This window comes from Duganella sp. GW822-FHT06D06 (genome assembly GCF_058799615.1).
Genome location: NZ_JBXALQ010000003.1, coordinates 67,338 through 90,273 on the forward strand (window position 1 = coordinate 67,338; position 22,936 = coordinate 90,273).

17 protein-coding genes are annotated in these 22,936 nt (G+C 67.5%); 5 read left to right on the plus strand and 12 right to left on the minus strand.

Features of this window, described 5'->3' with window-relative positions:
• Positions 1-32 precede the first annotated feature (32 nt).
• From AC1RMD_RS06560 to AC1RMD_RS06580, 5 genes are read left to right on the plus strand one after another with little or no spacing between them, the layout of a single operon-like run.
• Positions 33-2,114: a glycosyltransferase gene (locus AC1RMD_RS06560; protein ID WP_492924829.1), complete on the plus strand. Its 2,082-nt coding sequence runs from the start codon at positions 33-35 to the stop codon at positions 2,112-2,114.
• A 9-nt stretch (positions 2,115-2,123) separates the two neighbouring features.
• On the plus strand, positions 2,124-3,569 hold the full coding sequence (locus tag AC1RMD_RS06565; RefSeq protein ID WP_492924831.1) for a lipopolysaccharide biosynthesis protein: 1,446 nt from the start codon (positions 2,124-2,126) through the stop codon (positions 3,567-3,569).
• 10 nt (positions 3,570-3,579) lie between these two features.
• The gene (locus AC1RMD_RS06570; protein WP_492924833.1) at positions 3,580-4,653 is read left to right on the plus strand and encodes a glycosyltransferase family 4 protein; all 1,074 of its coding nucleotides are present in this window, start codon (positions 3,580-3,582) and stop codon (positions 4,651-4,653) included.
• A complete protein-coding gene (locus tag AC1RMD_RS06575; RefSeq protein WP_492924835.1) occupies positions 4,643-6,121 on the plus strand; it encodes an MBOAT family O-acyltransferase in 1,479 nt (492 codons plus the stop codon). Before AC1RMD_RS06570 ends, AC1RMD_RS06575 begins: the two co-directional genes overlap by 11 nt.
• A gap of 2 nt (positions 6,122-6,123) precedes the next feature.
• Positions 6,124-7,308, plus strand: a complete 1,185-nt coding sequence (locus AC1RMD_RS06580; RefSeq protein WP_492924837.1) for a hypothetical protein — start codon at positions 6,124-6,126, stop codon at positions 7,306-7,308.
• On the opposite strand, the gene AC1RMD_RS06585 is transcribed toward AC1RMD_RS06580, so the two are convergent.
• Genes AC1RMD_RS06585 through AC1RMD_RS06640 form a run of 12 tightly spaced genes read right to left on the minus strand, consistent with a single transcriptional unit; the run spans position 7,305 to position 22,931 of the window.
• Entirely contained in the window at positions 7,305-8,051 is a 747-nt protein-coding gene (locus AC1RMD_RS06585) for a class I SAM-dependent methyltransferase (RefSeq protein WP_492924839.1), read from the minus strand. The two genes, AC1RMD_RS06580 and AC1RMD_RS06585, sit on opposite strands and share 4 nt — an antisense overlap.
• A gap of 13 nt (positions 8,052-8,064) precedes the next feature.
• On the minus strand, positions 8,065-10,536 hold the full coding sequence (locus tag AC1RMD_RS06590) for a glycosyltransferase (RefSeq protein ID WP_492924841.1): 2,472 nt from the start codon (positions 10,534-10,536) through the stop codon (positions 8,065-8,067).
• Positions 10,533-11,741: a TIGR04063 family PEP-CTERM/XrtA system glycosyltransferase gene (locus AC1RMD_RS06595; protein WP_492925650.1), complete on the minus strand. Its 1,209-nt coding sequence runs from the start codon at positions 11,739-11,741 to the stop codon at positions 10,533-10,535. The genes AC1RMD_RS06590 and AC1RMD_RS06595 overlap by 4 nt, the downstream gene beginning before the upstream one ends.
• 2 nt (positions 11,742-11,743) lie before the next feature.
• Positions 11,744-13,669, minus strand: a complete 1,926-nt coding sequence (locus tag AC1RMD_RS06600; RefSeq protein WP_492924843.1) for an XrtA/PEP-CTERM system amidotransferase — start codon at positions 13,667-13,669, stop codon at positions 11,744-11,746.
• 10 nt (positions 13,670-13,679) lie between these two features.
• Positions 13,680-14,852, minus strand: coding sequence for a TIGR03088 family PEP-CTERM/XrtA system glycosyltransferase (locus AC1RMD_RS06605; protein ID WP_492924845.1), 1,173 nt, complete (start codon positions 14,850-14,852; stop codon positions 13,680-13,682).
• Positions 14,836-16,407 (minus strand): exosortase A, encoded by a 1,572-nt coding sequence (gene xrtA / locus AC1RMD_RS06610; protein ID WP_492924847.1) that lies wholly within the window; start codon positions 16,405-16,407, stop codon positions 14,836-14,838. The genes AC1RMD_RS06605 and xrtA overlap by 17 nt, the downstream gene beginning before the upstream one ends.
• Positions 16,404-17,633: a TIGR03087 family PEP-CTERM/XrtA system glycosyltransferase gene (locus tag AC1RMD_RS06615; RefSeq protein ID WP_492924849.1), complete on the minus strand. Its 1,230-nt coding sequence runs from the start codon at positions 17,631-17,633 to the stop codon at positions 16,404-16,406. The genes xrtA and AC1RMD_RS06615 overlap by 4 nt, the downstream gene beginning before the upstream one ends.
• 4 nt (positions 17,634-17,637) lie before the next feature.
• Positions 17,638-18,645, minus strand: a complete 1,008-nt coding sequence (locus AC1RMD_RS06620) for a FemAB family XrtA/PEP-CTERM system-associated protein (protein ID WP_492924851.1) — start codon at positions 18,643-18,645, stop codon at positions 17,638-17,640.
• Positions 18,646-18,665: 20 nt separating this feature from the next.
• Entirely contained in the window at positions 18,666-19,499 is an 834-nt protein-coding gene (locus AC1RMD_RS06625) for an XrtA system polysaccharide deacetylase (RefSeq protein WP_492924853.1), read from the minus strand.
• Entirely contained in the window at positions 19,499-20,641 is a 1,143-nt protein-coding gene (gene wecB, locus AC1RMD_RS06630) for a non-hydrolyzing UDP-N-acetylglucosamine 2-epimerase (RefSeq protein WP_492924855.1), read from the minus strand. Before wecB ends, AC1RMD_RS06625 begins: the two co-directional genes overlap by 1 nt.
• A 12-nt stretch (positions 20,642-20,653) precedes the next feature.
• Positions 20,654-22,183 carry a TIGR03016 family PEP-CTERM system-associated outer membrane protein gene (locus AC1RMD_RS06635; protein ID WP_492924857.1) on the minus strand — a complete coding sequence of 510 codons (1,530 nt, stop codon included), beginning with the start codon at positions 22,181-22,183 and terminating at the stop codon, positions 20,654-20,656.
• Positions 22,167-22,931 (minus strand): XrtA-associated tyrosine autokinase, encoded by a 765-nt coding sequence (locus AC1RMD_RS06640; protein ID WP_492924859.1) that lies wholly within the window; start codon positions 22,929-22,931, stop codon positions 22,167-22,169. The genes AC1RMD_RS06635 and AC1RMD_RS06640 overlap by 17 nt, the downstream gene beginning before the upstream one ends.
• Between the last annotated feature and the right edge of the window lie 5 nt (positions 22,932-22,936).

Here is a 22,936-nt window from a genome sequence, read left to right on the forward strand (position 1 = left end):
TTCTGCAATCTTAGGATATGGGAGATGTGCCCTTGTTGACCGTTCTCATGGCGACCTGCAATGGTGCGCAGACCCTGCCCAAAGTACTGGACGGCTATTGCCGCCTGCAACTGCCACGCCAGGCGTGGCAGTTGATCATCGTCGAGAACGGCAGCAGCGACGGCACCGGCGCCCTGATTGCGGAATATCACGATCGGCTGCCTCTGCATCTGCTCAGTACGCCAGACAAGGGCAAGAACGCGGCCCTGAACCTGGCCGTGGAATGGGGCTTGGGCCATTGCGGCGACGACGCCCTGTTCATCTTCAGCGATGACGACGCCACGCCGGCGCCGGACTGGCTACGCCAATGGGAGCGCTGCGCCGCCGCGCATGGCGATTACTCCGTGTTTGGCGGAGCGATAGAGGCGGACTGGGCTGAGCCGCCGCCCGAGTGGCTGCCGCGCCTGACGCCGGTGGGCCTGACGTTCGGCCTGACCGCCGCCGACCTGCCGGACGGACCAGTGTTCCCCGGCCTGGTATGGGGCGCCAACATGGCGGTGCGGCGGGCGGTGTTCGACGCCGGCTATCGCTACGACACTTCGATCGGTCCGAATGGCGGCGCCTATGCGATGGGTAGCGAGACCGAGCTGACGCGCCGGCTGGCACTGGCGGGCTACCCGGCCTGGTTCTTTCCCGCTGCAAGGGTGGCCCACCACATCCGCAGCCGGCAACTGACGCAGGCGTATGTGCTGGACAAGGCCTGGCGTTTCGGACGCGGCAAGTACCGGCAGGATCGGCCCGGCACTTTTCCCGAATGGTCGGGCGTGCCGCGCTGGATGCTGGCGCGCTTTGCGCTGGAGTGCCTGGGCTGCCTGCGCGCGCGCCTGGCGGGGGATGCCGACGCGCTGTTCCGGCGCCGGTGGGAACTGGCTTTTCTGCGCGGCTATTTCTTCGAGGCGCGCCAGGGGCGCAACGAGGCCGGCAAGCGGGTGCTGATCACCAGCTATTCCGGCGAGCTGGGCGGGATGGAAATGCGCATGGCGCAGGAGCTGCGCTACCTGCGCCAGACCGGCGCCGACGGCAGCCTGGCGCTGCGCCGCTTTGCCGGCATCGATGCCTGGGCCGGGCGGTTGGCGCAGGAGCAGATCGTGGTGGCGGAATTCGATCCGCCGCCGTTCTTCGAGCAGTGGGCCTGGCGCCGCTGGAACTTGCTGCGGGCGCGGCTGGGCGCGGCGCGGCGCTTGCGCGCCTTTCGCGCCGACCTGGTGCATATCGCCTGGTGCTGGACCAATTACGGCGCCTCCGCCTTGTGGCTGACGCGCTACTGTCGCCTGCCCGCCGTCATCAGCGTGCACAATGCGTTCCCGGCGGCGGACATCAGCGCCTGGCACCAGCCCCTGCTGCACCATGCATTCGGCGCGGTGCGCGGCGTGTATGCCGTATCGCGTTCGGCGCTGGCGCACTTCATGGCCATCTACCAGCCATATTTGCCGGCCACCGCGCGCGTGGCGGTGATACCGAATTGTGTCGACACCGACAAATTCAAACCGGGTCCGGACTTGCGCCGCGCCGCGCGCGTCGCGCTGCGACTGCCGCCGTCCGCGCTGGTGATCGGCGTGGCCGCCCGCCTGTCCGAGCAAAAGCGGCCCGGGCTCTTGCTCGACCTGTTCGTGCTGCTGCGGCAGCGCTTTCCGCAGCTGTATCTGGTGATGATGGGCAGCGGGCCGCTCGAGGCGGGGCTGCGGCGGCAGGTGGAATCGGCCGGACTGGCGCCCTATGTCGTGTTCACCGGTTTCGTGACGACGCTGGAGACGCTGTTGCCGGCGCTGGACCTGCACGTCCTGATGAGCCGGAACGAAGGCTTTGGCATCGCGACCATCGAGGCGATGGCTTGCGGCGTCCCCGCCGTGGCGACCGACGTGCCGGGCAGCGCGGATATCCTGGGCGACAGCGGCGGCGGACTGCTGGTGCCGGCCAACGATGTCAACGCCGCCGCCGCCCTGGTCGCGGAACTGCTGGAGCAGCCCGGACGGCGCGAGACGATGGGACGACAGGCGCGCCGGGAAGCCGAGGAGCGCTACAGCCGCGCGGTCGTGGGCAAGCAGGTTCTCGCCTTTTACGAGCAGCTGATCTGAGGCGGCGCCATGCAGCCGCGTATATCCTTCCTGCTGTCCTTTGCGGAAAAATACACGCTGCTGTTGCTGAACACGGCCGGCACGATGATACTCGCGCGGCTGCTGACGCCGGCCGAGATCGGCGTCTACGCGGTCGGCGCCGTGCTGGTCGGACTGGCGCAGGCGGTGCGCGACTTCGGCGTCGGACCGTATGTGATCCAGGAAAAACAGTTGACCGAGCAAAAATTGCGGGCGGCGCTGGGCACCAGCATCCTGGTGGCATGGGCGCTGGCCCTGGTGGTGCTGCTAAGCAGCGGCGTGGCGGCCAGGTTTTATCGGGATCCGCGTCTGAGTTCGGTGTTGCAGCTGCTGTCGATCAACTTCCTGCTGATTCCGTTCAGCTCGCTGGCCTTGCCGTGCCTGCGGCGACAAATGCGGTTCTCGGCCATCTTCGCGATCAACACCGCCAGCAGCGGCGCGCAGTTGCTCGTTTCGGTCGGGCTGGCCTGGCTGGGGCATGGCTATCTGAGCCTGGTCTGGGGCGCCGTGGCCGGTGCGGCGGCGGGGCTGCTGGCGAGCAGCTGCTGCTGGCCGAGCGGCCTGCCGTGGTTGCCCGCGCGGCGCGGCATGGCGGCGATTCTGTCGTTCGGCACCATTTCAACCGCCGGCAGCGTGATCGACGAACTGGGCGTGGCCGCGCCGGACCTGATCGTCGGCAAGTTGATCGGCGTCGCCGAGGTCGGCATCTTCGGCAAGGCGCAGGGCGTGCTGAACGTCTTCAACCAACTGGTCACCGGCGCCATCTCACCCGTCATCTTCCCGCTGTTTTCGGCCCAGGCGCGGGCTGGCGGCGACTTGCGGCAAGCCTACCTGACCACCGCCAGCTACGTGACCGTGCTGGCCTGGCCCTTCTTCGGTTTCGTGGCGATCTCGGCGCCGGCGCTGGTGCGCTTGCTGTATGGCGCGCAGTGGGATGCTTGCGTGCCGTTGATACGCATCATGTGCCTGTCGAGCGCCTTATATAGCATGTTCAGCATGGCGCGTTACCTGTTCGTGGCGATGGGAGCGGTGCGCACCCAGGCCAAGCTGGATGCCATGTCGGCGCCGGTACGCGTGCTTGCCGTGCTGCTGGCCGCACCGTTCGGACTGGAGTGGGTGGCGTGGGCGGTGGTGGTCGGCGCCGTGTTCAGGTGCATCTGGACGTTGCGCTATCTGCGGCAACTGGCGGATTTGCAGGCCGGCGCCTTGCTGGGCGCGCTCAAACGCAGCGCATGGGTCGCGCTCTGCAGTCTGGGTGGTCCGGTGCTGTGGTTTGCCTGGCATCCGTCGTCGCCTGAGCGCGCGCTGTACCAGTTGGCGATGGCCGCCGTGCTTGCGCTGCCGCTGTGGTTGGCGGCCATCCTTCTTTTCCAGCACGAGCTTGCCGCCGAATGCACGTTGGCGGGACGCAAAGTCTGGGCGCGGCTAGTCAAATAGGGGACATCTTATGCGCGTAGGAATCCTGTCGTATCCCATGTTGTTCCAACGCGAGGGCGGACTGCAGGTGCAGGTGCGCTCCACCATGCGAGCCTTGCAGGAGCAATCGGCGCCCGGCCTGGAAGTATCGCTGGTGGACGCCAACCGCGAGCGCCTGGACCAGTTCGACCTGATCCACGTGTTCTCCGCGATCAACGGCAATCACCGCCTGGTGGAGCTCGCGGTCGACCTTGAGGTGCCGGTGGTGCTGTCGTCGGTGCTGTCGCCGGGCTGGGGGCGGCTGGATGGCATGCGTGCGCGGCTGGCGGACCAGCTGACCGGCCGCCTGACCGGTTGGAACGTGCAAACCAGTTACGCGCAAACCAAGCGCGCCTTGCAGCTGGCGCAAATGGTGATCGCGCTGGGCGCGGCCGAGCGCGACGCCATCGTCGGCGCGTTCCAGATCCCCGAGGGGAAGATCCGCATGCTACCGAATGGCATCAGCACGCACTTCTTTGGCGCACGGCAGGAAGAGTTTCGGCGTTGTACCGGACTGAACGGGCCGTTTGTGCTGATGGTGGGAGCGATTTCACCGTACAAAAACCAGCTGGGACTGGTACGTGCGCTGGCGCCGACGGCCCTGCCGGTGGTGTTGATCGGCCGGGCGCAGCGTCAGCACCAGAACTATTTGCAGCAGTTGCTGGCGCAGCCGAGGGTGCGCTGGCTGGGACAGTTGGAGCATGACGATCCGCTGCTGGCCAGCGCCTACGCCAGCGCGTCCGTATTGGCGTTGCCCAGCCAGGGCGAAGTGTTCCCCTTGTCGGTGCTGGAGGCGTTGGCGGCCGGCACGCCGGTGGTGATGACCGACGAGAGTGCGCTCAGCCTGCCCGACAGCGGCTTCGGCTTGAAACAGTTGGCGTGGAACGATACGGCCGGTTTGCGTCTTGCCGTGGAGGGCCTGCTGGCCAATCCGCCGGAACGGGCGCGGGTGCGCGCGCTGGTCGAACGCTACAGCTGGCAGCGGGTCGCCGAACAGATGGTGGCTTGTTATACCGAGCTGTATCACAGGACGCGCCGGCAGCAAGAGGCGAGCCGTGCTGTTTAATTCCTTCAGTTTTCTGTTCCTGTACTTGCCGACGGTGTTGGCCGGCTACTATGTGCTGGCGCGCATGCGTCCACGGTGGGCGATCGCCTGGCTGGCGCTGGCGTCGCTGTTCTTCTACGGCTATTGGGACTTGCGTTATCTTCCCTTGCTGATGCTGTCGATCGTGTTCAACTACTGGAGCGCCGGGCGCATGCAGGTGGCGCTCCGGCGGCGCCGCTGGTTGGCGCTGGCGCTGACGGCGAACCTGGCCTTGCTGGCCTATTTCAAGTATGCGAACTTCTTCATGGACAACGTCTACGCGCTGGCCGGTGCGCCACCGCGTGGCTGGGACGTGGTGCTGCCGATCGGCATCTCGTTCTTTACTTTTACGCAAATCGCCTTCCTGCTCGATTGCTACCGGGGCAAGGCCGGCGAGTACCGGTTCATGCACTACACCCTGTTCGTCAGCTATTTCCCGCATCTGATTGCCGGACCGGTGCTGCATCACAAGGAGATGATGCCGCAGTTCGAGCGCCCGCCCGGCCTGAACGCGGCCGATGTCGCCGTCGGCCTGTCGATCTTCGTGCTCGGCCTGGCCAAGAAGGTGCTGCTGGCCGATCCGCTGTCGGTGCTGGCGGGGCCGGTGTTCGCCGCCGATGCCCATCCGCAGCTGGTGGAGGCCTGGATCGGTACGCTGGCCTACACTTTCCAGCTGTATTTCGATTTCTCCGGCTATTCCGACATGGCGATAGGCTTGTCCCGCCTGTTCGGCGTGAAATTGCCGCTGAACTTCAATTCGCCCTACCAGGCCGGCAACATCGGCGAGTTCTGGCGGCGCTGGCACATGACCTTGTCGCGTTTCCTGCGCGACTATCTGTATGTGCCGTTGGGAGGCAATCGCCATCATCGCTACCGCAACCTGATGCTGACCATGCTGCTCGGCGGACTGTGGCACGGCGCCGGCTGGACGTTTGTGGTGTGGGGTGGCTTGCACGGCTTGTATCTGGTGGTGTATCGCGGCTGGCTGGCGCTGGCCGGGGAGGGGCCGCCGCGCTGGTGGGGCAGGTGGCTGACCTTCCTTGCCGTGGTGGCGGCGTGGACGGTGTTCCGGGCGCCGGACCTGGCGAGCGCCGCCGATGTCCTGGGCGCGATGGCGGGAGCGAATGGCGTGGCTTTGCCGCGCGGAATGGCCGCATATGCCGCCTATTTTCCTTCCGGCTTCAGCTTTGCGGGCATCCGCTGGATAGATTTCAGCGGCATCGCTATTCCTGTGTTGATGCTGGCCATGGTGCTGGCCTTTGTGGCGCCGAATACGCAGGAAATCTTCCGCCACTACGCGCCGTGCGTCGAACAGCTTCTTGCGGCGCCGCGACGTTGGCATTGGGCCTGGCGTCCGCGCAAAGCCTGGAGCCTGGCGTTCTCCCTGTTGTTTCTCGGCTGCCTGTTCAGCATGAACCGCGTCAGCGAATTCCTCTATTTCCAATTCTGATCATGAGCCAGCAATCCGGCGCCGAATGGCGCGACTATGTGACCGTATTTTGTGGCAGCAGCGCCTTGGTGATCGCTGCGGTGACGGGCTTGAACTACCAGGTCGATCCGTATCTGACCCATCAATGGCAAACGCCGCAGCTTCAGCACCTGCAGCCGGGAAGGGAGAGGCTTAGCGCCTGGGGCAAGACCTATGTCCTGGCAAAATTCAAGCCCACGGTGCTGTACGTCGGAAATTCCCGAACCGAACTGGGCCTGCCGACGCGGGCGACGCCGTTTGCCGACCTGGACGTGTTCAACGGCGCGCTGTCCGGCGCTACGCTGGGCGATGCGATGGCGATGGTGGACCACGCGGCGAAGGTGGGGCAGCTGAAAACCCTGGTCTGGGGCATAGACGCGCCGTCGTTCACCCTGGAGATCGGCAACACGGACTTCGACCGCGAACTGGTGGCCAGCGGGCCACTGTATTTGTGGCGGCGCGTCTTGATCAATGCCAGGCGGGCCTTCGCCTTTGACATGACGGCGGACTCCATCCGCGTGCTGCGCGGGACTTTCGGCAGCGTTTGCCGTTCCAGCCTGGCGTCTTTTGGCCAGCGGGACGAAGCTTGCGTGCATGAGCGCATCGAAGGCCTGGGCGGGACCGGTGCCGCCATCGCTCCGCGGGTGCGGGAGTACCTGCGCGGCCCGGGACCGATGGACGAGGCGATGCGGGCGCTCGATCGCAGCATGGCCGAAGTATGCGGCGCCGGCACCCGCATCCGCATATATGTCAATCCAACCCACGCGATGACGGCCGACGCCCTGTATTGGGGCGGCAAGTGGCCAGCCATGGAAGCCTGGCAGCGCGCGCTGGCGGACATGGGGCAACGCTATCGCGTCGCCGGATGCGATTTGCGCATCTATGACTTTTCCGGCTTCAACAGCGTGACCACCGAGACCATCCCGCAAGTGAGCCGGCGGCCGGCCATGCGGTACTACTGGGAGACTTCGCACTACCGTAGCAATGTGGGGGCGATGGTGCTGGCGCGGATGTTTGGCGGCGGTGATGTGCCGGCCGATTTTGGCGTCGAGCTGAACCCGGAAGACGTCGCAGGCCATCAGGCGGCGATGCGCCTGGCGCGCGAACGCTATCACCGCACCCATCCCGTGGAAACCGGGATGGTGCGAGGCGTGGCCGCCGAACGCTAGTGCTTGCGCAGGACCGCGCAACCTTTTTCGCAGGCCTGGCTGGTGTATGCCAGCGCCGGAAATGCCTGGCGCCAGCGCAACAGTATCGCCTGCTCGTCGGGGCGGGCGGCGTCATCCAGGAAGACGGCGGCGCCGGAACTCAAGCGGGGAAACAGCAGCGGGCCGGCCGGGAAGCGCGCCTGTGGACGCGTCGCCTGCGGCGGCCCGTCGATCACCAGCAGGTCGATGGCCGGCAACGCAGGAATTTGCGCGAGATCGTACCAGGGCCAGGATTGCCCGTCGATGTCGTGCGGGGTCAACGGCGCGTCGATGACGGTGGCCCAGTCTTGCAAGCCATGGCGGCGCAACTGGGCGCGCGTTTGCGCGGCGAAATGGCGGTCGTGCTCCAGGCTGTAGACTTTGCCGCCGCCGTTCAACTGCATGCAGCGGGCCAGCACCAGCGTGGAAATGCCGCTGCTGCACTCCAGCACGGTCGCCGCTTGCAGGGTGCGCGCATGGCGCGCCACTTCCAGCAGAAAATCCGGCGAGGCGGCCCAGCCCCGTGTCGGCGGCAGGCTGTGCTTGAGATCGAGCTCGACGTAGAGGCCTTGCAGGGCTTCCAGCTGGCGGAACAAGCCGGCCTGGTCGTTGTGGGTCTGGTCGCGCACGTCGTACAGCAGGATGTGGACGTGACGCAGCTTGTGCAAGGCGTACAGTGCGACGGCCAGCAGCAAGGCCAGCGCGGTGAAGGCAAGTATGGGCATGTCGGCTCCTGGTTCAGTTGGCGGCTACTTTGCTGATGACGTAACGGTGTTTGCCCGACGCTTCCGCCGGTATCTCGGCCACCTCTTCAATCAGTATTTCCACGGACGCCCCGAGACGCGCGCGGAACTGGCGGATGATGTCTATCCTGATCACCGCCGGCAAGCCGCTGACGCTGACCAGCAGCACGCGGGTGACGTCGAGACTCTCCTGGATGATCTTGAAGGCGCGGATCTGCGGCAGGTCGCGCAGCACGTAGATCAGCGCCAGGCCGTGCATCACGGTGCCGTCGCGCGCCACGACGAAATCGGTGACGCGGCCCTCGACCCGCTTCAGCAGCGGCAAGCCGCGTCCGCACGGGCAGGGGCGGGTATCGAGCGCGCCGACGTCGCCGGTGGCGTAGCGGATGAAGGGGAAATCGCGGCTGGCCAGGTGGGTGACGACGATGGCGCCGCTGTCGCCGGCGGCGACCGGCGCGCCGTGCGGATCGACGATTTCGAGGATGACGTCTTCGGCGGTGATGTGCAGGCCGCCTTCCGGACACTCATGGGCCAGGAAGCCGGCATCGCGGCCGCCGTAGCCGTTGGCGACCGGGGCGGCAAACGCCTGCTCCAGCAGGGCGCGCTGTTCGTCGTAGAGCCGTTCGGCGGTGACGAACACCACTTTGACGCCCAGCCGGTCCAACGGTACTTGCCTGGCCTGCGCATGCTTGACCAGCACGCAGATGGCCGAGGGGTAGCCAAACAGCATGGCCGGCCGTTGGCGCTGCAGCCGGCGCAGGTAGTCGTCGAGGCGGGCCGCCGACAGATCGAAGGCCGGCAGCAGCAGGCTGCGCAACAAACGGTCGCGCCGCATGCGCCAGCGGTCCTGCGCCTTGAGTTCGATCGGGGAGCCCCACATCAAGGCCTCGGGATCGCCGATGTCGACCCCCCACCAGCGCGTGGCGCGCCATTTGGCGGCGACGTCGTGGCTGACGCGGTCCTTGCCCTGGTAGAAAATCAAGGGCTCGCCGCTGGAGCCGCCGGTATTCAGGCGCTGCAGCGGCCCGGCATCGTCGGCAACGAATTCGTCGCGGTGGTGATTGATGTCCGCCTTGGTGACGATGGGCAGGCAGCGCAGGTCGCGCAGCTCGTGCACCCGGGTGGCGTCGAAGTCGAGGTTGGTGTACAGCTGGCGGAAATACGGCACATGCTCGGAGGCGTGCAGCAGTAGCGCGCGCAGGCGCTGCACGCGCAGCGCTTCCAGCCGCTCGGGCGGCCACCACTGGCTTTGTTCCAGGCGGCGGCGCAGGGCGACGCTGCGGTGTTGCTTGAGCAGTTCGTGCAGCGGAAACAACAGCCGGGACACCAGCGCCGTGTAGCCGCTGGCCGGCGGACGCTTGAGTACGCGCCGGTACTGCGCCAACAGCACTGGGGCGACCTGCGGCCAGGCGTAGCGTTGGGCTTCGGCCTTGCCGGCCGCGGCCAGCGCGCGGGCCAACTGCGGCGCCAGCAGCACGGCCAGCATGGCGTCGGCCATGGCTTGCGCGTCCTGCGGCGGCACCAGCAGGCCGTTGACGCCGTCGCGCACCAGATACGGTATGCCGCCGACGGCCGTACTGACCACCGGCACCCCGCTGGCCCACGCCTCCAGTATCGAGATCGGCATATTGTCGGCCAGGCTGGGGTTCAGCGCGAGGTCGCTCTGGCGGTACTGGGCGGCCATGGCCGCATTATCCAGCTTGCCGGTGAAACGCAGCGCGTCGCCCAGCTCCAGCGTGTTGCCCAGCTGTTGCAGACGCTGCAATTCGGGACCGTCGCCGCAGATGGTCAACCGGGCTTGCGGCAGGCTGCGGCGCACGATGGCGAAGGCGCGTAGCGCCGTCGCCTGGTCGTAGAGCGGCTCCAGATGGCGGGCGACCAGGATGGCGGCGTGCGGCGCCGCCGGAGCGGCCGGATGAAAGCGCGCCAGATCGACGATGTTGGGCACGATCTGCGCAGACATGCCGTGCAGCGAGAAGACTTCGGCCAGGAAGGCCGACGGCACAATCAGGGCGTGCGCCCTGGCCATGCTGTAGCGGACCAGGGCGGCGCGCCGATTGAGGAAATCCATGGCTTCGCCGCCGCGATAGTTGACCAGCACGCCTTTGCCGCGCAGGCGGGCGATCCAGATGGCCGGTGCCGCGTACAAGTGCCACGACCAGCCGGAATTGGCCATGATGTGCACAAGTTGCGCCTGGCCAGCCGCGCGCCACAGGCGCCACAGATAGGGCGGCAGCCGCAGCGCCGCCCGCAGGCCGCGCACCGACCCCAGCCACGACGGCCTCACCGGCGGGTTGACCTGGACCAGGTCGACCTCGGCGCCGGCCTGGCGCAGTAGCGCGGCGAGCTGTTCGGTCTGGTTGGCGATGCCGCCCGCCGGCGGCGGCAGCGGCCCCACCAGCGCGATCCGCAGGCCGGCGATGGGCGCGGCGCCTATGGCCGCAGCCAACGGTTGGGGGCCGTTCATGGCGCGTGCGCGCAAAGGCGCTCATAAATGGGGCGGTAGCGTGCAACACTGGCCGGCCAGTTGCGTTCGTTCCGCACGTAGGCGCGCGCGCGCTGGCGCAGCGCCGGCCAACTATCGGCGTGGCGCGCCAGATGCAGGACCTGCTCCGCCAGCGCCTCGGCATCGCCGGCCTTGAACAGGATGCCGGTCTGGCCATGCGCGATCAGCTCACGGTGGCCGCCGACGTCCGAGGCCACCACCAGCCTGCCCTGGGCCATCGCCTCCAGCGGTTTGAGCGGCGTGACCAGTTCCGTCAGGCGCATCGGCAGGCGGGGATAGATCAAAATATCGGCCAGCCGATAGTAGTCGGCGATGCATTCGTGTGGCACGCGGCCGGCGAATTTGACGTGCGCGCGCAGATCGAGGCGCTCGACCAGCGCGCGCAGCTCGGCCTCCTGCGGGCCGCCGCCGACCAGCAGCAGCCGTACCGAGGGCGCACCGGCGAGCAGGCGCGGCATCGCCGCGATCAGCAGCGCCAGGCCCTCATAGGCGTAGAACGAACCGATAAAGGCCAGCACCAGCTTGCCGTCCAGGCCAAGGCTGAGCGCAAGATTTTCCGGCGTACCGGGGGCGGCGGAAAACTGGTCGCCATCGACTGCGTTCGGTATCACCGTGACTTTGGCGGCCGGAATGCCGCGCGCGACGATGTCGTTGCGCAAGCCTTCGCAGATGGTGGTGACGGCGTCGGCCCGGCGCAGGACGTAGTTTTCCAGTGCCCGCGTCAGGCGGTAGCGCAGGCCGCCGGCGCGGCTGGTGCCATGATCGGCGGCGGCGTCTTCCCAGAAGGCGCGGATTTCATACACCACCGGTATGCCCAGCGCGCGTCCCACGCGCAGCGCGGCAACGCCGTTGAGCGCGGGCGAGTGCGCGTGCAGCACGTGCGGGCGCAGCCGGGCGGCGATGGTCATCAGGCGCTGCTGCAGGCCCAGCACCACGCCCCAATGGCGCAGCAGCGGCAGCCGCGCCCACCAGCGGGCCAGCGGTGGGGTGCGGAAGAAGTGCCAGCCGTCGATTTTCTGTTCGCGCTGGCCGCCGCCTTGCTTGGCGCTGGTCAGGTGGCTGGTGTGCCAGCCCAGCCTGCGCTGCTGGCGCAGTATCGCCAGCGTGCGAAAGGTGTATCCGCTGTGCAGCGGCAGCGAATGGTCGAGGATGTGCAGTACGCGCATTTTCATGCTGCCTGCCGGACCAGGTTGCGCGGCGCCGCCGCGGGCAGCTGGCGCAAAAAGGATTCGAACATCAACAACGACCATAGCGGCGCGCTGTGGTCGCGCCGGCCGGACAGGTGTTGCGCGAGCAAGGTTTGCACGTGGTCGAGATTGAACAAGCCGCAATCGGCCAGCACCGGACTGCGCAGGCTGCGTTCAAGGCGGACCCGCAACGGGCCTCGGAACCAGGCGGCCAGCGGCACCGAGAAACCCATCTTGTTGCGGTACAGCAGCTCCTTCGGCAAATGCTGTTCGAGGCCGCGCTTGAACAGGTATTTGCCGATGCCGCCGCGCAGCTTGAGTTCCGGCGGCAGGCAGGAGATCCACTCGACCAGCCGATGGTCGAGCAACGGCACCCGCACCTCCAGCCCGTGCGCCATGCTGGCACGGTCGACCTTGGTGAGGATGTCGCCCGGCAGGTAGGTTTTCAGGTCCAGGTACTGGATGCGCGACAGCGCGTCGCCGGCCGGGCAGTCGCGGGCGTGGCGGTACAACACTTGCTGCGCATGGTAGCCGGCCAGGTCGCGCCTGAGCGCGGGGCTGAACAGGGCCTGGCGCATGGCGTCGTCCATGATGCTGACGCTGTGGAAATAGGCCGCCACGCTGTCCCGGGCCAGCGCCTCGAACGTGGTCTTGGCGCGCAACGGCCGGGGCGCCCAATCGGCCTTGGGATAGAGGCGGCCGAGGGCGCCGAACAGAGGCTTGCGCAGGCCGAGCGGCAACAAGGTGCGCCAGCGCTCCTCGTGCAGATGCCAGCGGTAGCGCCGGTAACCGGCCAGGTTCTCGTCGCCGCCGTCGCCGGACAGGGCCACCGTCACGCGCTGGCGCGCCAGCTCGCAGACGCGGTAGGTCGGCAGCGCGGAACTGTCGGCATAGGGTTCGTCGTACAGGCCGGCCAGGCGGTCGACCAGGCCGATGTCGTGTTGTTCGACCCGCTGCATGTGATGCCGGGTGCCGTAACGTTCGGCGATCATTTGCGCGTAGGGCGACTCGTCGAACTGCGGATCGCCGAAGGAGATCGAACAGGTGTTGACCGGCGCCGCCGACTCCAGCGCCATCATCGCCACCACGGCGCTGGAATCGACGCCGCCGGACAGGAAGGCGCCCAGCGGCACTTCGGCCACCAGCCGGATGCGCACCGCTTCGCGCAGGCGCGCCAGCAGTTCGTCGGCGGCCTGGGCCTCGCTGAGCGGAGGCTGGATCTCGAACGGGAGATCCCAGTAGCGTTGCGGCGCCGGCAGCGGCTGCCCCTTGCGCAGCAACAGCGTATGGCCGGGCGCCAGCTTGCGCACCTGGCGGAAGATGGTGCGCGGTTCGGGAATGTAGCCGTAGGCGAAGTATTCTTCGACCGCCAGCGGATCGAGATCGCGCCGCAAGCCGTCATGCAGCAGCAGGGCCTTGATCTCGGAGGCGAACAGCAGCTGGCCGTCGTCCAGCAGCGCGTAATGCAGCGGCTTGACGCCCAGCCGGTCGCGCGCCAGGAACAGCGTTTGCTGGCGGCGGTCCCACAGCGCGAAGGCGAACATGCCGCGAAAACGGTCGACGCAGCGCTCGCCCCATTGCTCCCATGCGTGGACGATGACTTCGGTGTCGCAATGGGTGCGGAAGCTGTGGCCGAACTGCTGCAGTTCGCGCATCAGGGCCTGGAAATTATAGATCTCGCCGTTGTAGACCACGACCACGCTGTGGTCTTCGTTGAACAAGGGTTGCTGGCCGCCGCCGAGGTCGATGATGGACAGGCGCCGGTGGCCCAGTCCCAGACCCGGTTCCAGGTGCGTGCCGCCCTGGTCGGGGCCGCGGTGGCGCTGGCGCTCGGTCATGGCGTGCAGCAGGCCGGCGTCGATGTCGGCAAAACGGTGGAGATCGAAGATCCCTGCGATGGCGCACATGGCGGTCCTTTCATCGGTCACGTTGCGGTGGGGCGGCGAGGGCGTCGTAGACGGCCAGGTAGGCGTCGGCCATGGCGTTCAGGCTGTATTCGGCCAGCACCCGCCGGCGCCCGCGCTGGCCGTGACTGCTGGCCAGCGCCGGCAGGCGGTAGTAGTCGTTGAGGGCGGCGGCCAGCATCGCCGGCGCGCGCGCCGGCACCAGCGTACCGGTCCAGCCGCTGTAGACCAGGTCCGGATTGCCGCCGACGGCGGTGGCCACCACCGGCAAGCCGGTCGCCATCGCCTCCAGGATGGTGTTGGACATGCCTTCGGCCAGCGACGGTTGAACGAACACATCCATGGCACGCATCAGTTGCGGGATGTCGTCGCGCTGGCCCGGCAGCCAGGCCAGCTCTTCCATGCCGGCCTGGCGCAGCAGCTCCTGGCAAGCCTGGCGGCAAGGCCCGTCGCCGACGATGAGCAGGCGCAGGCGGTCGCGCGGCAGCGCGTGCTCGGCGATCAGCAGGATGAAGGCCTGCACCAGCGACAGGTGATCCTTGACCTCGGCCATGCGGCCGACGCTGCCGATGACGAAGGCGTCCTCGCACAGAAAGCCCGCCGGACCGATGGCGGCGGGCGGCCCCAGGCGGGGGTGGAACTGCAGGCTGTCGACGCCGTTGCAGATGTGGGTGACGTGCTGCGGCCGGGCGCCTATCGTGCCGATCAGCCAGGTTTCCAGGTCCTTGCTGACGGCGATGAAGTGCCCGATCAGCGGCCGCAGCAGCTTGCGCAGCCAGCGGTACTTCAGGCTCAGGCCGTGCAAGTCGTCCATGTCGCGGCCGTGCTCACCGTGCACGCGCAGGCGCACGCCCGCCACGGCCGCCAGCAACTGGCCTTCGATGCCCGACAGGTTGCGGGTGTGGATCAGCAGCGGCCGCAACCGTTTCAGCGTGTGGAACAGGCGCAGGTAGTGGCCCCAGTCCTTGCCTTCGCGCTTGTTGATGCTGATGATTTCCACCCCGGGCCGCTGGATGCGCAGATGGTAGTCGGTGTAGTCGCGCAGGCAGACGATGGCGTGGCGATAGCGGTCGGGCGGCAGGTGGTTGATCAGGTTGATCAAGCCGTTCTCCAGGCCGCCCACGTCGAGGCGATGGATCAGGTGCACGATCAACGGTGCGGCGACCAGTTCAGCGTCCGGCGACATGGGCTAGTCCTTGTTCGATGGCGGGCTGCATGGCCGACAACAGTGCTTGCATGGCCAGCGCCGCCTGCTCAGGCCGCTCGTCAAAGCGCGCGGCGACGGCGATCTCGGCGCCGTCGTCGCCGTCGCCGAGCAATTTGCTGCGCGCCAGCAGCAGCTTGAGCAGCAGGGGGCTGCCGGTGTCGCGCCGCGCCTGGCGGTACCAGCGCCACACCAGCACCTTGGTTTCGCCGGCCTGGACGATGGTTTGCCGTACCCGGAGGGCTTGCTGGCCAAGGTGGATCAGCCGGCTGGTTTCGGCCATCTCCTTCCACGCCGGGCTGCCGGGCGGCGTACTCCAGACCTGGGTCAGCAGTTCTTCGCCTTTGAACTGGTGGCGATACCAGGTCAGCTGCAGCGACGCCTGCTGCACGCCGTCGCTATAGTTGGCGGACCAGCGCTGCGGCCGTCCCGCATGCCGGGCGTGCCAGTCGCCGGCCTGCATGGGGCTGGCGCGCCACGGCGCGGGAGGCGGCGCCAGCGTCAAGGGCGCGGCAGCGTGGCGCTGGTCCACCGGTGGCCGCAAGGCGATGCGGGCCAGCTGCGGCCACAGGGCGAGGCACAGCACCCCTGCCAGCGCCGCGGCCAGGCAGGCCGACGGGCGCGCTCCCGCCGCCTGGCCGGGCAGGCTGGCGGCCGCCGGACGCGGCGCCGGCGGGCTGGCGTCGTGCCAGCGCGCGCCCAACCAGAACATCAAGCTGGCGACCAGGCCGAAGAACAGCCAGCCGTAGATCAGATGATCGATGCCGACGGCCAGCGTCATGTTGCTGTAGTGGCCGATCAGCACGATCGAGAAGGCGCGCACGCCGTTGGCGACGATGGGCAGCAGCAGCGCGACGGCAATGAAGGCGGCCCGGCGCCAGCGGCTCCGGTAGCTCAGGTAAGCGTACAGCGTGCCGAGGGCGGCCGACGCGATCAGGTAGCGCAGGCCGCTGCACGCTTCCTCCACCGACCAGTTCCCGCTAGGCAGCGACAGGTAGTTGTTGTCGCGGAAAACCGGGATGCCGGCCAGCTGCAAAGCGGTCACCGTGAAGCCGGCGGTGAAGTCTATCAAGGGCGAGATGAATACTTCGCCAAAAGGGACGGCGAGCAACAGATAGGCCAGGGCGAAGCAAATGGCGCGCGCGTAACGCCAGCCCAGCACCAGCGCCACCAGCGCGGCCACCATGACGACCAGGCTGTACTGCTGCACCACCGGCACGTTGGCGACCGTGGCGAGCAACCAGAGCAGGCCCAACAGCGCCAGCGGCAGCAATACCACCGGCGCGGGACGCAGCGGCACGACGGCCAGTTGGTCGCGCCGCCGCCAGACCAGCCAGACGCAGACCGGCGGCACCAGGAAGCCGTGGGCGAAGGTTTGCGAATGCCACCACTGATTGATCATGGCGCCGGCCGTGGGCCAGTATGCGGCCAGCAGCACTCCCAGCGCCAACAGCAGGCAGGCATATGGCCAGGCCCGGGCCGGCCTGGCGGGCGGCTCGGCCCGCGGCGCCGGGACGGGAGACAGTACGGCCGTCATGGCATCGGCTCCGCCGGATGGCGTTCGGGCTCGGGGACGTAAAGCACGACGCCCAGGCGTTCGAGATTGCTGCTCCATTGATAGTCGCGCAGCACGTGTTGGCGCGCCGCCGCGCCCAGGCCGCCGGCCGTCCGCAACTGCAGGCCGATCTGCTGGATGAACTCGACGGCGCCGCTGGCGCTGAGCAGATCCCGTCCCGGCACGGCGGAAAGTCCCTCCAGGGCCTGCGGCGTCGCCACCACGGTCTTGCCCATGGCCATGGCTTCGAGCACCTTGTTTTGTATGCCGCGCGCAATTTGCAACGGCGCGACCGCCAGTGCCGCGTAGTGCAGATAGGGACGGATATCGGGCACCGTGCCGCTGACGTGGATGCCCGGCAGGCGGGCCAGCGCGGTGACCGCGGGGCTGGGACGCGCGCCGACGATGTGGAATTGGAGCCCGGGAAATTCTTGCCGCAGCGTCGGCATGACGCGCTGGGCCAGCCAAACGACGGCGTCGATATTCGGCCGGTAGTCCATGGCGCCGGTGAACACCAGCGCGCGGGCGCCGTGGTATGGGTCCGGCGCGTCGGGCTGCGGCGAGAAATACTGGCAGTCGACGCCATTGCTGAAATAGCCGGTCTTGTGGCCCGATTCCGGCGCCCGCAAGCGAAACAGTTCGGCCTCGGCGCGCGAGACCAGCAAGGTCTGGTCGAAGGCGCGGGCGGCGGCGCGTTCGAATTCCAGCAGACGGCGGCCCTCGCGCCGGTACAACGACGACAGCGGCCAACGCCGGTCATCGGCGTAGTTCTGCCATTTCTCGGAGTCGACATCGACCAGGTCCAGCACCCGGTGCAGCGGGCCGCGCGCGGTGCGGGCCGGAAGATATTGGGCCATGGGGCCGGAGAAGGCCAGCGCGCTGTCGATGCGATGGCGCTTCAAGGTGTGGTCGACCCAGTCGCGCAGCGCCGGGTGGCGATAGTAGGCGACGCTGAGGGCCTCGCCGCGCCACAGCGCCGGCACGCTGGCCAGCCGCGCCAGGCGCGGATGCAGGCGGACGAAGCAGCTGCTGGCGCAATCGGCCGCCAGCGGCTGCGCATGGACCAGGTCGGCGGGGTCGTCGATGAAACTGCCCAGGTGGACGCGGAAATGGCGCTGCAGGTAGCGCAGCACATGGTAGGCGCGGATCTTGTCTCCCTTGTTGGGAGGGTAGGGTATGCGATGCGTCAAGTACAGCAGGTCGCGCATGGCTCTAGCCCAATTGCCGCACGATGTGGGGGCCGATCGCATTGGCCAGCGACAGGGGCAACATGCGCCATGCGCGTATCAGCAGTTGCAGGCGCGGATTCAAAGGCTGGACATCCTTCAACTGTTTGCCACGGTGTAGTTGATAGTCGTAGCGCAGCGGCTGCGGCTCGAAACCCCAGTTCTTCTTGAACGCGAACGCGCCGGTGCCGTACTTGCTGCGACCGAAGTCGAACAGCCGGCGGCCGCGCTCGGTGGCGCGCCGCATCACTTCCCAGTACATGAAGTCGTTGCCGGCGTGGATGCGGGCGGCGTCGCCGCCGCCGCCGTAGTAGGGCAGGATCTCGTCGCGGAAGTGGAAACTCATTACCGAGCAGATCGCCTGGCCGCCGCGCTGCACGCTGAGGATTTCGCAGTCGTCGCCGAAAGTCTGCTGCAAGGTGCGGAAATAGCGGCGGCCGAACACAGGCGTGCCCAGCCGGTGCACGCTGGTGGCGTAGTTATCGTAGAACCGGTCGCTGTCGGCGTCGATCACGCTGTCCAGGCCGGCCGCCATGCCTTTGCGCACCATGGCGCGCTGCTTGCGGGGGATGGCCAGCAGGTTGCGCTCATGATCGGCGGCGAGCGGCTTGCGGAACGTGGCGTACAGGTCCTTGTGCAGCCAGTCCGCGTGGATCGATTGCCGGTGGCGATATTCCAGATGGTCGACCCGCAGGCGGCGGGCCAGTTGCTGGGCCGCCTGGTCGACGGCGGCGGCGGCTCCTTCCTCCAGCGCGGCGACGCCGCCGTAGACGCAGAAGGGCAGCGAACACAGGGTGTTGCCGAACAGCCGGCTGTTGACCTGGGCCAGCGGCAGCACGGCCTGGATCTGTCCGGCCGCTTCGGCATACAGATACCAGGTCGGATGGCCGAACGCGGTTTCGATCACCTGCTGCCAGCCGGCGCGGTGAAAGAAGGTTGCGTCGGGGCAGCGTTGCACGAAAGCATCCCAGCGCGCGTGGTCATGTTTCCCCATCTGTCCTACGCTCCATTCCATCATGCTTGCCCCAGGAAGAGGTGATCGATCCGGCCCCATTGAAAATCGCGCAGCAGATGGACGATGCGTCCCTCCATCCGGTGCAGGTTGAGGTAGTGGCGAAACCGGGTCTTGAAGGCGATACCGTGCTGGCGTGGCTGGCCGGGATCGAGTTCCCACGGATGAAAATAGAATATGCCAGCCTGGCCATCGACTGAATTGATGCGTCGCAAGGCCCAGCGGGACGCGGCGTAGGGCAGCAGGCGGAAATAGCCGCCGCCGCCGGCCGGCCAGTTGCGTCCCAGCAGGCGGACGGTGCTGATCGGCAGTTCCAGCACGCCGTGCTCGCCGCGCGGACGCCAGGCAAAGCGCGCGCCGTCCGGCATGCCGTAGTGGTCGTGGCGGATCGGATAGATGCTGGAACTGTAGCGGTAGCCTGCGGCGTACAAGCTGTCCAATGCCGCCAGGTTGGCGGCGCCGATGGAAAAGCTGGGCGCCCGATAGCCGAGCACGGCCGTACCGCTCAGCTGTTCCAGCAGTTGCTTGCTGCGCCGTATGTCGTCGAGAAACTGCGCGGGCGTCTGCTCGTTGGCGCGCAGGTGGGCGTAGCCGTGGCTGGCCAGCTCGTGGCCGCCTTCGGCGATACGGCGCACCAGCGCCGGATAGCGTTCGGCGATCCAGCCCAGCGTGAAGAAGGTCGCCCGCGTCTGCTGTTGCGCCAGCAGCCCGAGGATCAGGTCGACGTTGCGTTCGACCCGGCACGGCAGCGTGGCCCAGTCCGAGCGGCTGATATGGCCGGCGAAGGCCGATACCTGGAAATAGTCCTCGACGTCGATCGACAGGGCGTTGCGCATCAGTTTGCCTCCTGGTTGGCGGCCAGCCAGCGACCGATGTGGGCGGCGATCCGTTCGGCGGCGTGGCCGTCCCAACAGGCGGGGATGCGGCCGGCCTTGCCGCCGTAGCGCAGGATGTCGCGGCTGAGCGCCAGGATGACGGCCGGATCGCGGCCGGCGATGGCGTTGCTGCCCTCGGTGACCGTGACCGGGCGTTCGGTGCTGTCGCGCAGCGTGAGGCAGGGCACGCCGAGCGCCGTGGTTTCCTCCTGTACGCCGCCGGAGTCGGTCAACACCAGGCTGGCATATTTCATCAGACCCAGCATGGCGCGGTAGGATTGCGGCGGCAGGCAGGCGACACGCGGCGCGTCCAGCAGATGGGCGAGTTCGTATTGCTGCAGCATGGCGCGGGTGCGCGGGTGCAGCGGGAACAGCACCGGCACGTCGTCGCTGAGCTTGACGATGGTTTCCATCAGCAGGCGCAGGCGGCGCGGATCGTCGACGTTGGACGGGCGATGCAGCGTCAGCAGCGCGTAGCGGTTGTCGTGCGGGAGGAAGCCGGCGAGATGGACTTGCCGCAACACTTCCAGCACCGGCGTGGCGCGCGCCAATTCGCGCTGCAGGGTGTCGATCATGACGTTGCCGACAAAGTGGATGCGGGCCGCCGGTATGCCTTCGCGCAGCAGATTGCTCATGCCGCTCGCTTCGCTGGTGAACAGCAGCGTCGACAACTGGTCGGTGAGGATGCGGTTGATTTCCTCCGGCATGGCGCGGTCGTAGCTGCGCAGGCCGGCTTCGACATGCAGCACCGGGATGTTCTTCTTGGCGGCGGTCAGCGCACACGCCAGCGTGGAGTTGACGTCGCCAACCACCAGCACGGCGGCCGGCGCGCTGGCGTCCAGCACCGGTTCGAAACGCTGCATGACCAGCGCGGTCTGCACCGCGTGGCTGCCCGAACCGACCTGCAGCTGCACATCCGGCGCGCGCATCTCCAGCGCGGTGAAGAACGCGCCGTCCATGTCGGCATCGTAGTGCTGGCCGGTGTGGACCAGCACGGACTCGAGCGGGAATTCGGACGCGGCCAGGGCGCGCAGGATGGGCGCCATCTTCATCAGATTGGGGCGGGCGGCGACGACGCAGACGATGCGGGAGGGCGAGGGCATGGCTGACTCCGCTTAAAACGCGACCATCAAGGCCGCGCCGATGCCGTTTTCACGGTAATTGCCGCCGGCGTTGCTGCTGTGGCGGACATGGCGCAGGTCGACGCTGGCGCTGACCTTGGGCTGCAATTGATGGCTCAGCGACAGGGTCACCGCGCTGTTGCGGTCGCTGCGGCCGGTGCTCAGCGACTCCGCCCTGCCGAGGCTGGCGCCGATGGTGAGGTTGGTGCGCGGCGACATGCGGTAGTTCCAGCCCGCCTGGGCGGTGTTCTGGCGGGTACGGTCCTCCAGCGCCAGTTGGTCCGGGCCCAGCAAGGGGCTGTCGATGGCGTTGCTGGTCTGGGCGGTGCGGCGGCCGCTGCTCAGGTTGAACGCCAGCGCGCTGCGCGCGCCGCTGTACACCGTCGCCAGCTTCCAGTCTTTTTGCAGATAGTAGCGATGGCTGAAGAAGTTGACATTGCCGTTGGTCCCCAGCAGTTGCGAGACCAGCAGGAACAGCTTGACGGTTTGCGCGCGGGCCTGCGGATCGGGGATGCGGGTGGCCCACAACTGGTTCAGGAAGTCGCCGAGGCCGGTTGGCGGAATGCTGAGGAACTCGCCGTGCGTGGTGGTGATGTCCTCGTTGTAACTCAGCGTCCAGTACATGCTGCGCAGGCGGTATTCGGCATCGAGGCTGTAGGTGTTGCCGAAATAGCGGCGCCCCATGCTGGCGGCCAGCCTGGTGCGCGGCGACGGCGTCCAGTTGCCGCCCAGCGACCAGTGGCGGCCCTGCGGCTGGGCGCTGGTCGAGTGATAGTCGTTCTTTTCGTAGCCGCCGGTGGCAAACAGCGACAGCCGGCTGTTGAGCGGGTAGCTCAGCGTCAGCGCGACGTCGCTCATGGTGACCGTGGGCAGCGCGGAGTCGTCGATATTCTTGCGGTTGGCGCGCACGTCCCAGTTCCAGCCCTGGCCACCGTTGTCGCCGGTCAGCTGCAGGCTGGTGTCGTCGCTGCGCACGCTCAACAGGCGGCCGCTGCTGACGCGCTGGTAGTCGTAGCGCAGCTGCGCGGTGGCCAGGCCATGGAAGTAGTGTTTCAGGTAGGGACCGATGCTGGTCGCGCGCACGGTGCTGTCGTTGCCGGTGAGCTGGGCCGGATCCACCAGCTGCGGACCGAACGCCGAAATGTTCTGCTGGCTGATGCTGGAACGCGCGTCCAGGTACAGCCAGTCGCGCAGCACGTCGGCGTGGCCGCTGGCGTCGAGCCGCTGGGTGCTGCGGTCGGGCCGGCGGCTGTAGGCGATTCTTTGCAGCGAGTAGTCGAGCGCCAGCTTGAGCCGGGGACCGCTGGTGTTGACGGCGATGCCGGGCGAGAGTTCGGTGGTGAACTCGCCGCGCGCCTGGCCGGACGGCGCCAGGTTCATATTGTCGCTATAGGATTCGCGCAGCCGCACCGATGGCGTCACGCTCCATTCGGCCGGAATGGCGCAGGCTGGTAGCGACAGCAATACCAGCATGCTGAGCTGGTAGGGCGCGCCGCGCGGAGCCAGGTTAATCATAATAACCATAGTATTCGCCGCCGGGGAAGGCCTTGCTCTTGTTGTAGATCAGACTGACATGCGGACAGTTCTCGATGTGGCGCAAGGCTTCCTTGACCGCATGCTGGCTGGTCGTCTCGGACTCGACCACCATGACGATCTGGCCCATCTGCGCCGCCAGCACGCTGGCCTCGGTGGTCATCAGCAGCGGCGGCGAGTCGAAGATGACGATGCGATCGGCGTAGCGTTCGGCGATCTCGGTCAGCAGCCGGCTCATGCTGCGGCTGGCCAGCAGTTCGGTGGCGTGCTTGTTGGCGCGCCCGGCCGGCAGGATGCTGAGCGTGGCGACGTTGGTCCTCAGGATCACGTCGGACAGCTCGGTGCGTTCACGCAGCAGGATGTCCATCAGGCCCGGCTCGGCCGGCAGGCCCAGCACCTTGAGCACCGACGGCCGCGCCACGTCTGCGTCCACCAGCAACACCGTGATGTCCATCTCCATCGCGATGCTCATCGCCAGGTTGACCGCGCAGAAGGTCTTGCCTTCGCCGGGCAGGGCGCTGGTGACGACGATCAGATTGCCGTGCCGCAGCGCGGGGATGCCGTGGTCGCCGCGGGCGTTGCGCAGCAGCGGCCGCTTGATGATGCGGAAGTCCTCGGCCACGGCGGTGCGGCCGCCGTCGTGGGTCACCATGCCCAGCTGGTTGAGCCGTTCGAGATTGATCTCGATATGGCGCGGAGCGCCGTTGCCGGGCATAGTATGGTCGGTCGATTGCTCCATGCGCT

Excerpts from the sequence above, each read along its gene's own strand:
- AC1RMD_RS06605 (WP_492924845.1), bottom strand. The coding sequence starts at position 14,852 with ATGTCGCCGGACGCTGAACTGGTCGCCGCACCGTTGATCGTGCACCTG.
- AC1RMD_RS06640 (WP_492924859.1), bottom strand. The coding sequence starts at position 22,931 with ATGGAGCAATCGACCGACCATACTATGCCCGGCAACGGCGCTCCGCGC.
- wecB (WP_492924855.1), bottom strand. The coding sequence starts at position 20,641 with ATGCCCTCGCCCTCCCGCATCGTCTGCGTCGTCGCCGCCCGCCCCAAT.
- AC1RMD_RS06625 (WP_492924853.1), bottom strand. The coding sequence starts at position 19,499 with ATGCGCAACGCCCTGTCGATCGACGTCGAGGACTATTTCCAGGTATCG.
- AC1RMD_RS06600 (WP_492924843.1), bottom strand. The coding sequence starts at position 13,669 with ATGTGCGCCATCGCAGGGATCTTCGATCTCCACCGTTTTGCCGACATC.
- AC1RMD_RS06620 (WP_492924851.1), bottom strand. The coding sequence starts at position 18,645 with ATGGGGAAACATGACCACGCGCGCTGGGATGCTTTCGTGCAACGCTGC.
- AC1RMD_RS06595 (WP_492925650.1), bottom strand. The coding sequence starts at position 11,741 with ATGCGCGTACTGCACATCCTCGACCATTCGCTGCCGCTGCACAGCGGA.
- AC1RMD_RS06635 (WP_492924857.1), bottom strand. The coding sequence starts at position 22,183 with ATGGTTATTATGATTAACCTGGCTCCGCGCGGCGCGCCCTACCAGCTC.
- AC1RMD_RS06580 (WP_492924837.1), top strand. The coding sequence starts at position 6,124 with ATGAGCCAGCAATCCGGCGCCGAATGGCGCGACTATGTGACCGTATTT.
- AC1RMD_RS06565 (WP_492924831.1), top strand. The coding sequence starts at position 2,124 with ATGCAGCCGCGTATATCCTTCCTGCTGTCCTTTGCGGAAAAATACACG.
- AC1RMD_RS06585 (WP_492924839.1), bottom strand. The coding sequence starts at position 8,051 with ATGCCCATACTTGCCTTCACCGCGCTGGCCTTGCTGCTGGCCGTCGCA.
- AC1RMD_RS06590 (WP_492924841.1), bottom strand. The coding sequence starts at position 10,536 with ATGAACGGCCCCCAACCGTTGGCTGCGGCCATAGGCGCCGCGCCCATC.
- AC1RMD_RS06615 (WP_492924849.1), bottom strand. The coding sequence starts at position 17,633 with ATGCGCGACCTGCTGTACTTGACGCATCGCATACCCTACCCTCCCAAC.
- AC1RMD_RS06570 (WP_492924833.1), top strand. The coding sequence starts at position 3,580 with ATGCGCGTAGGAATCCTGTCGTATCCCATGTTGTTCCAACGCGAGGGC.
- xrtA (WP_492924847.1), bottom strand. The coding sequence starts at position 16,407 with ATGACGGCCGTACTGTCTCCCGTCCCGGCGCCGCGGGCCGAGCCGCCC.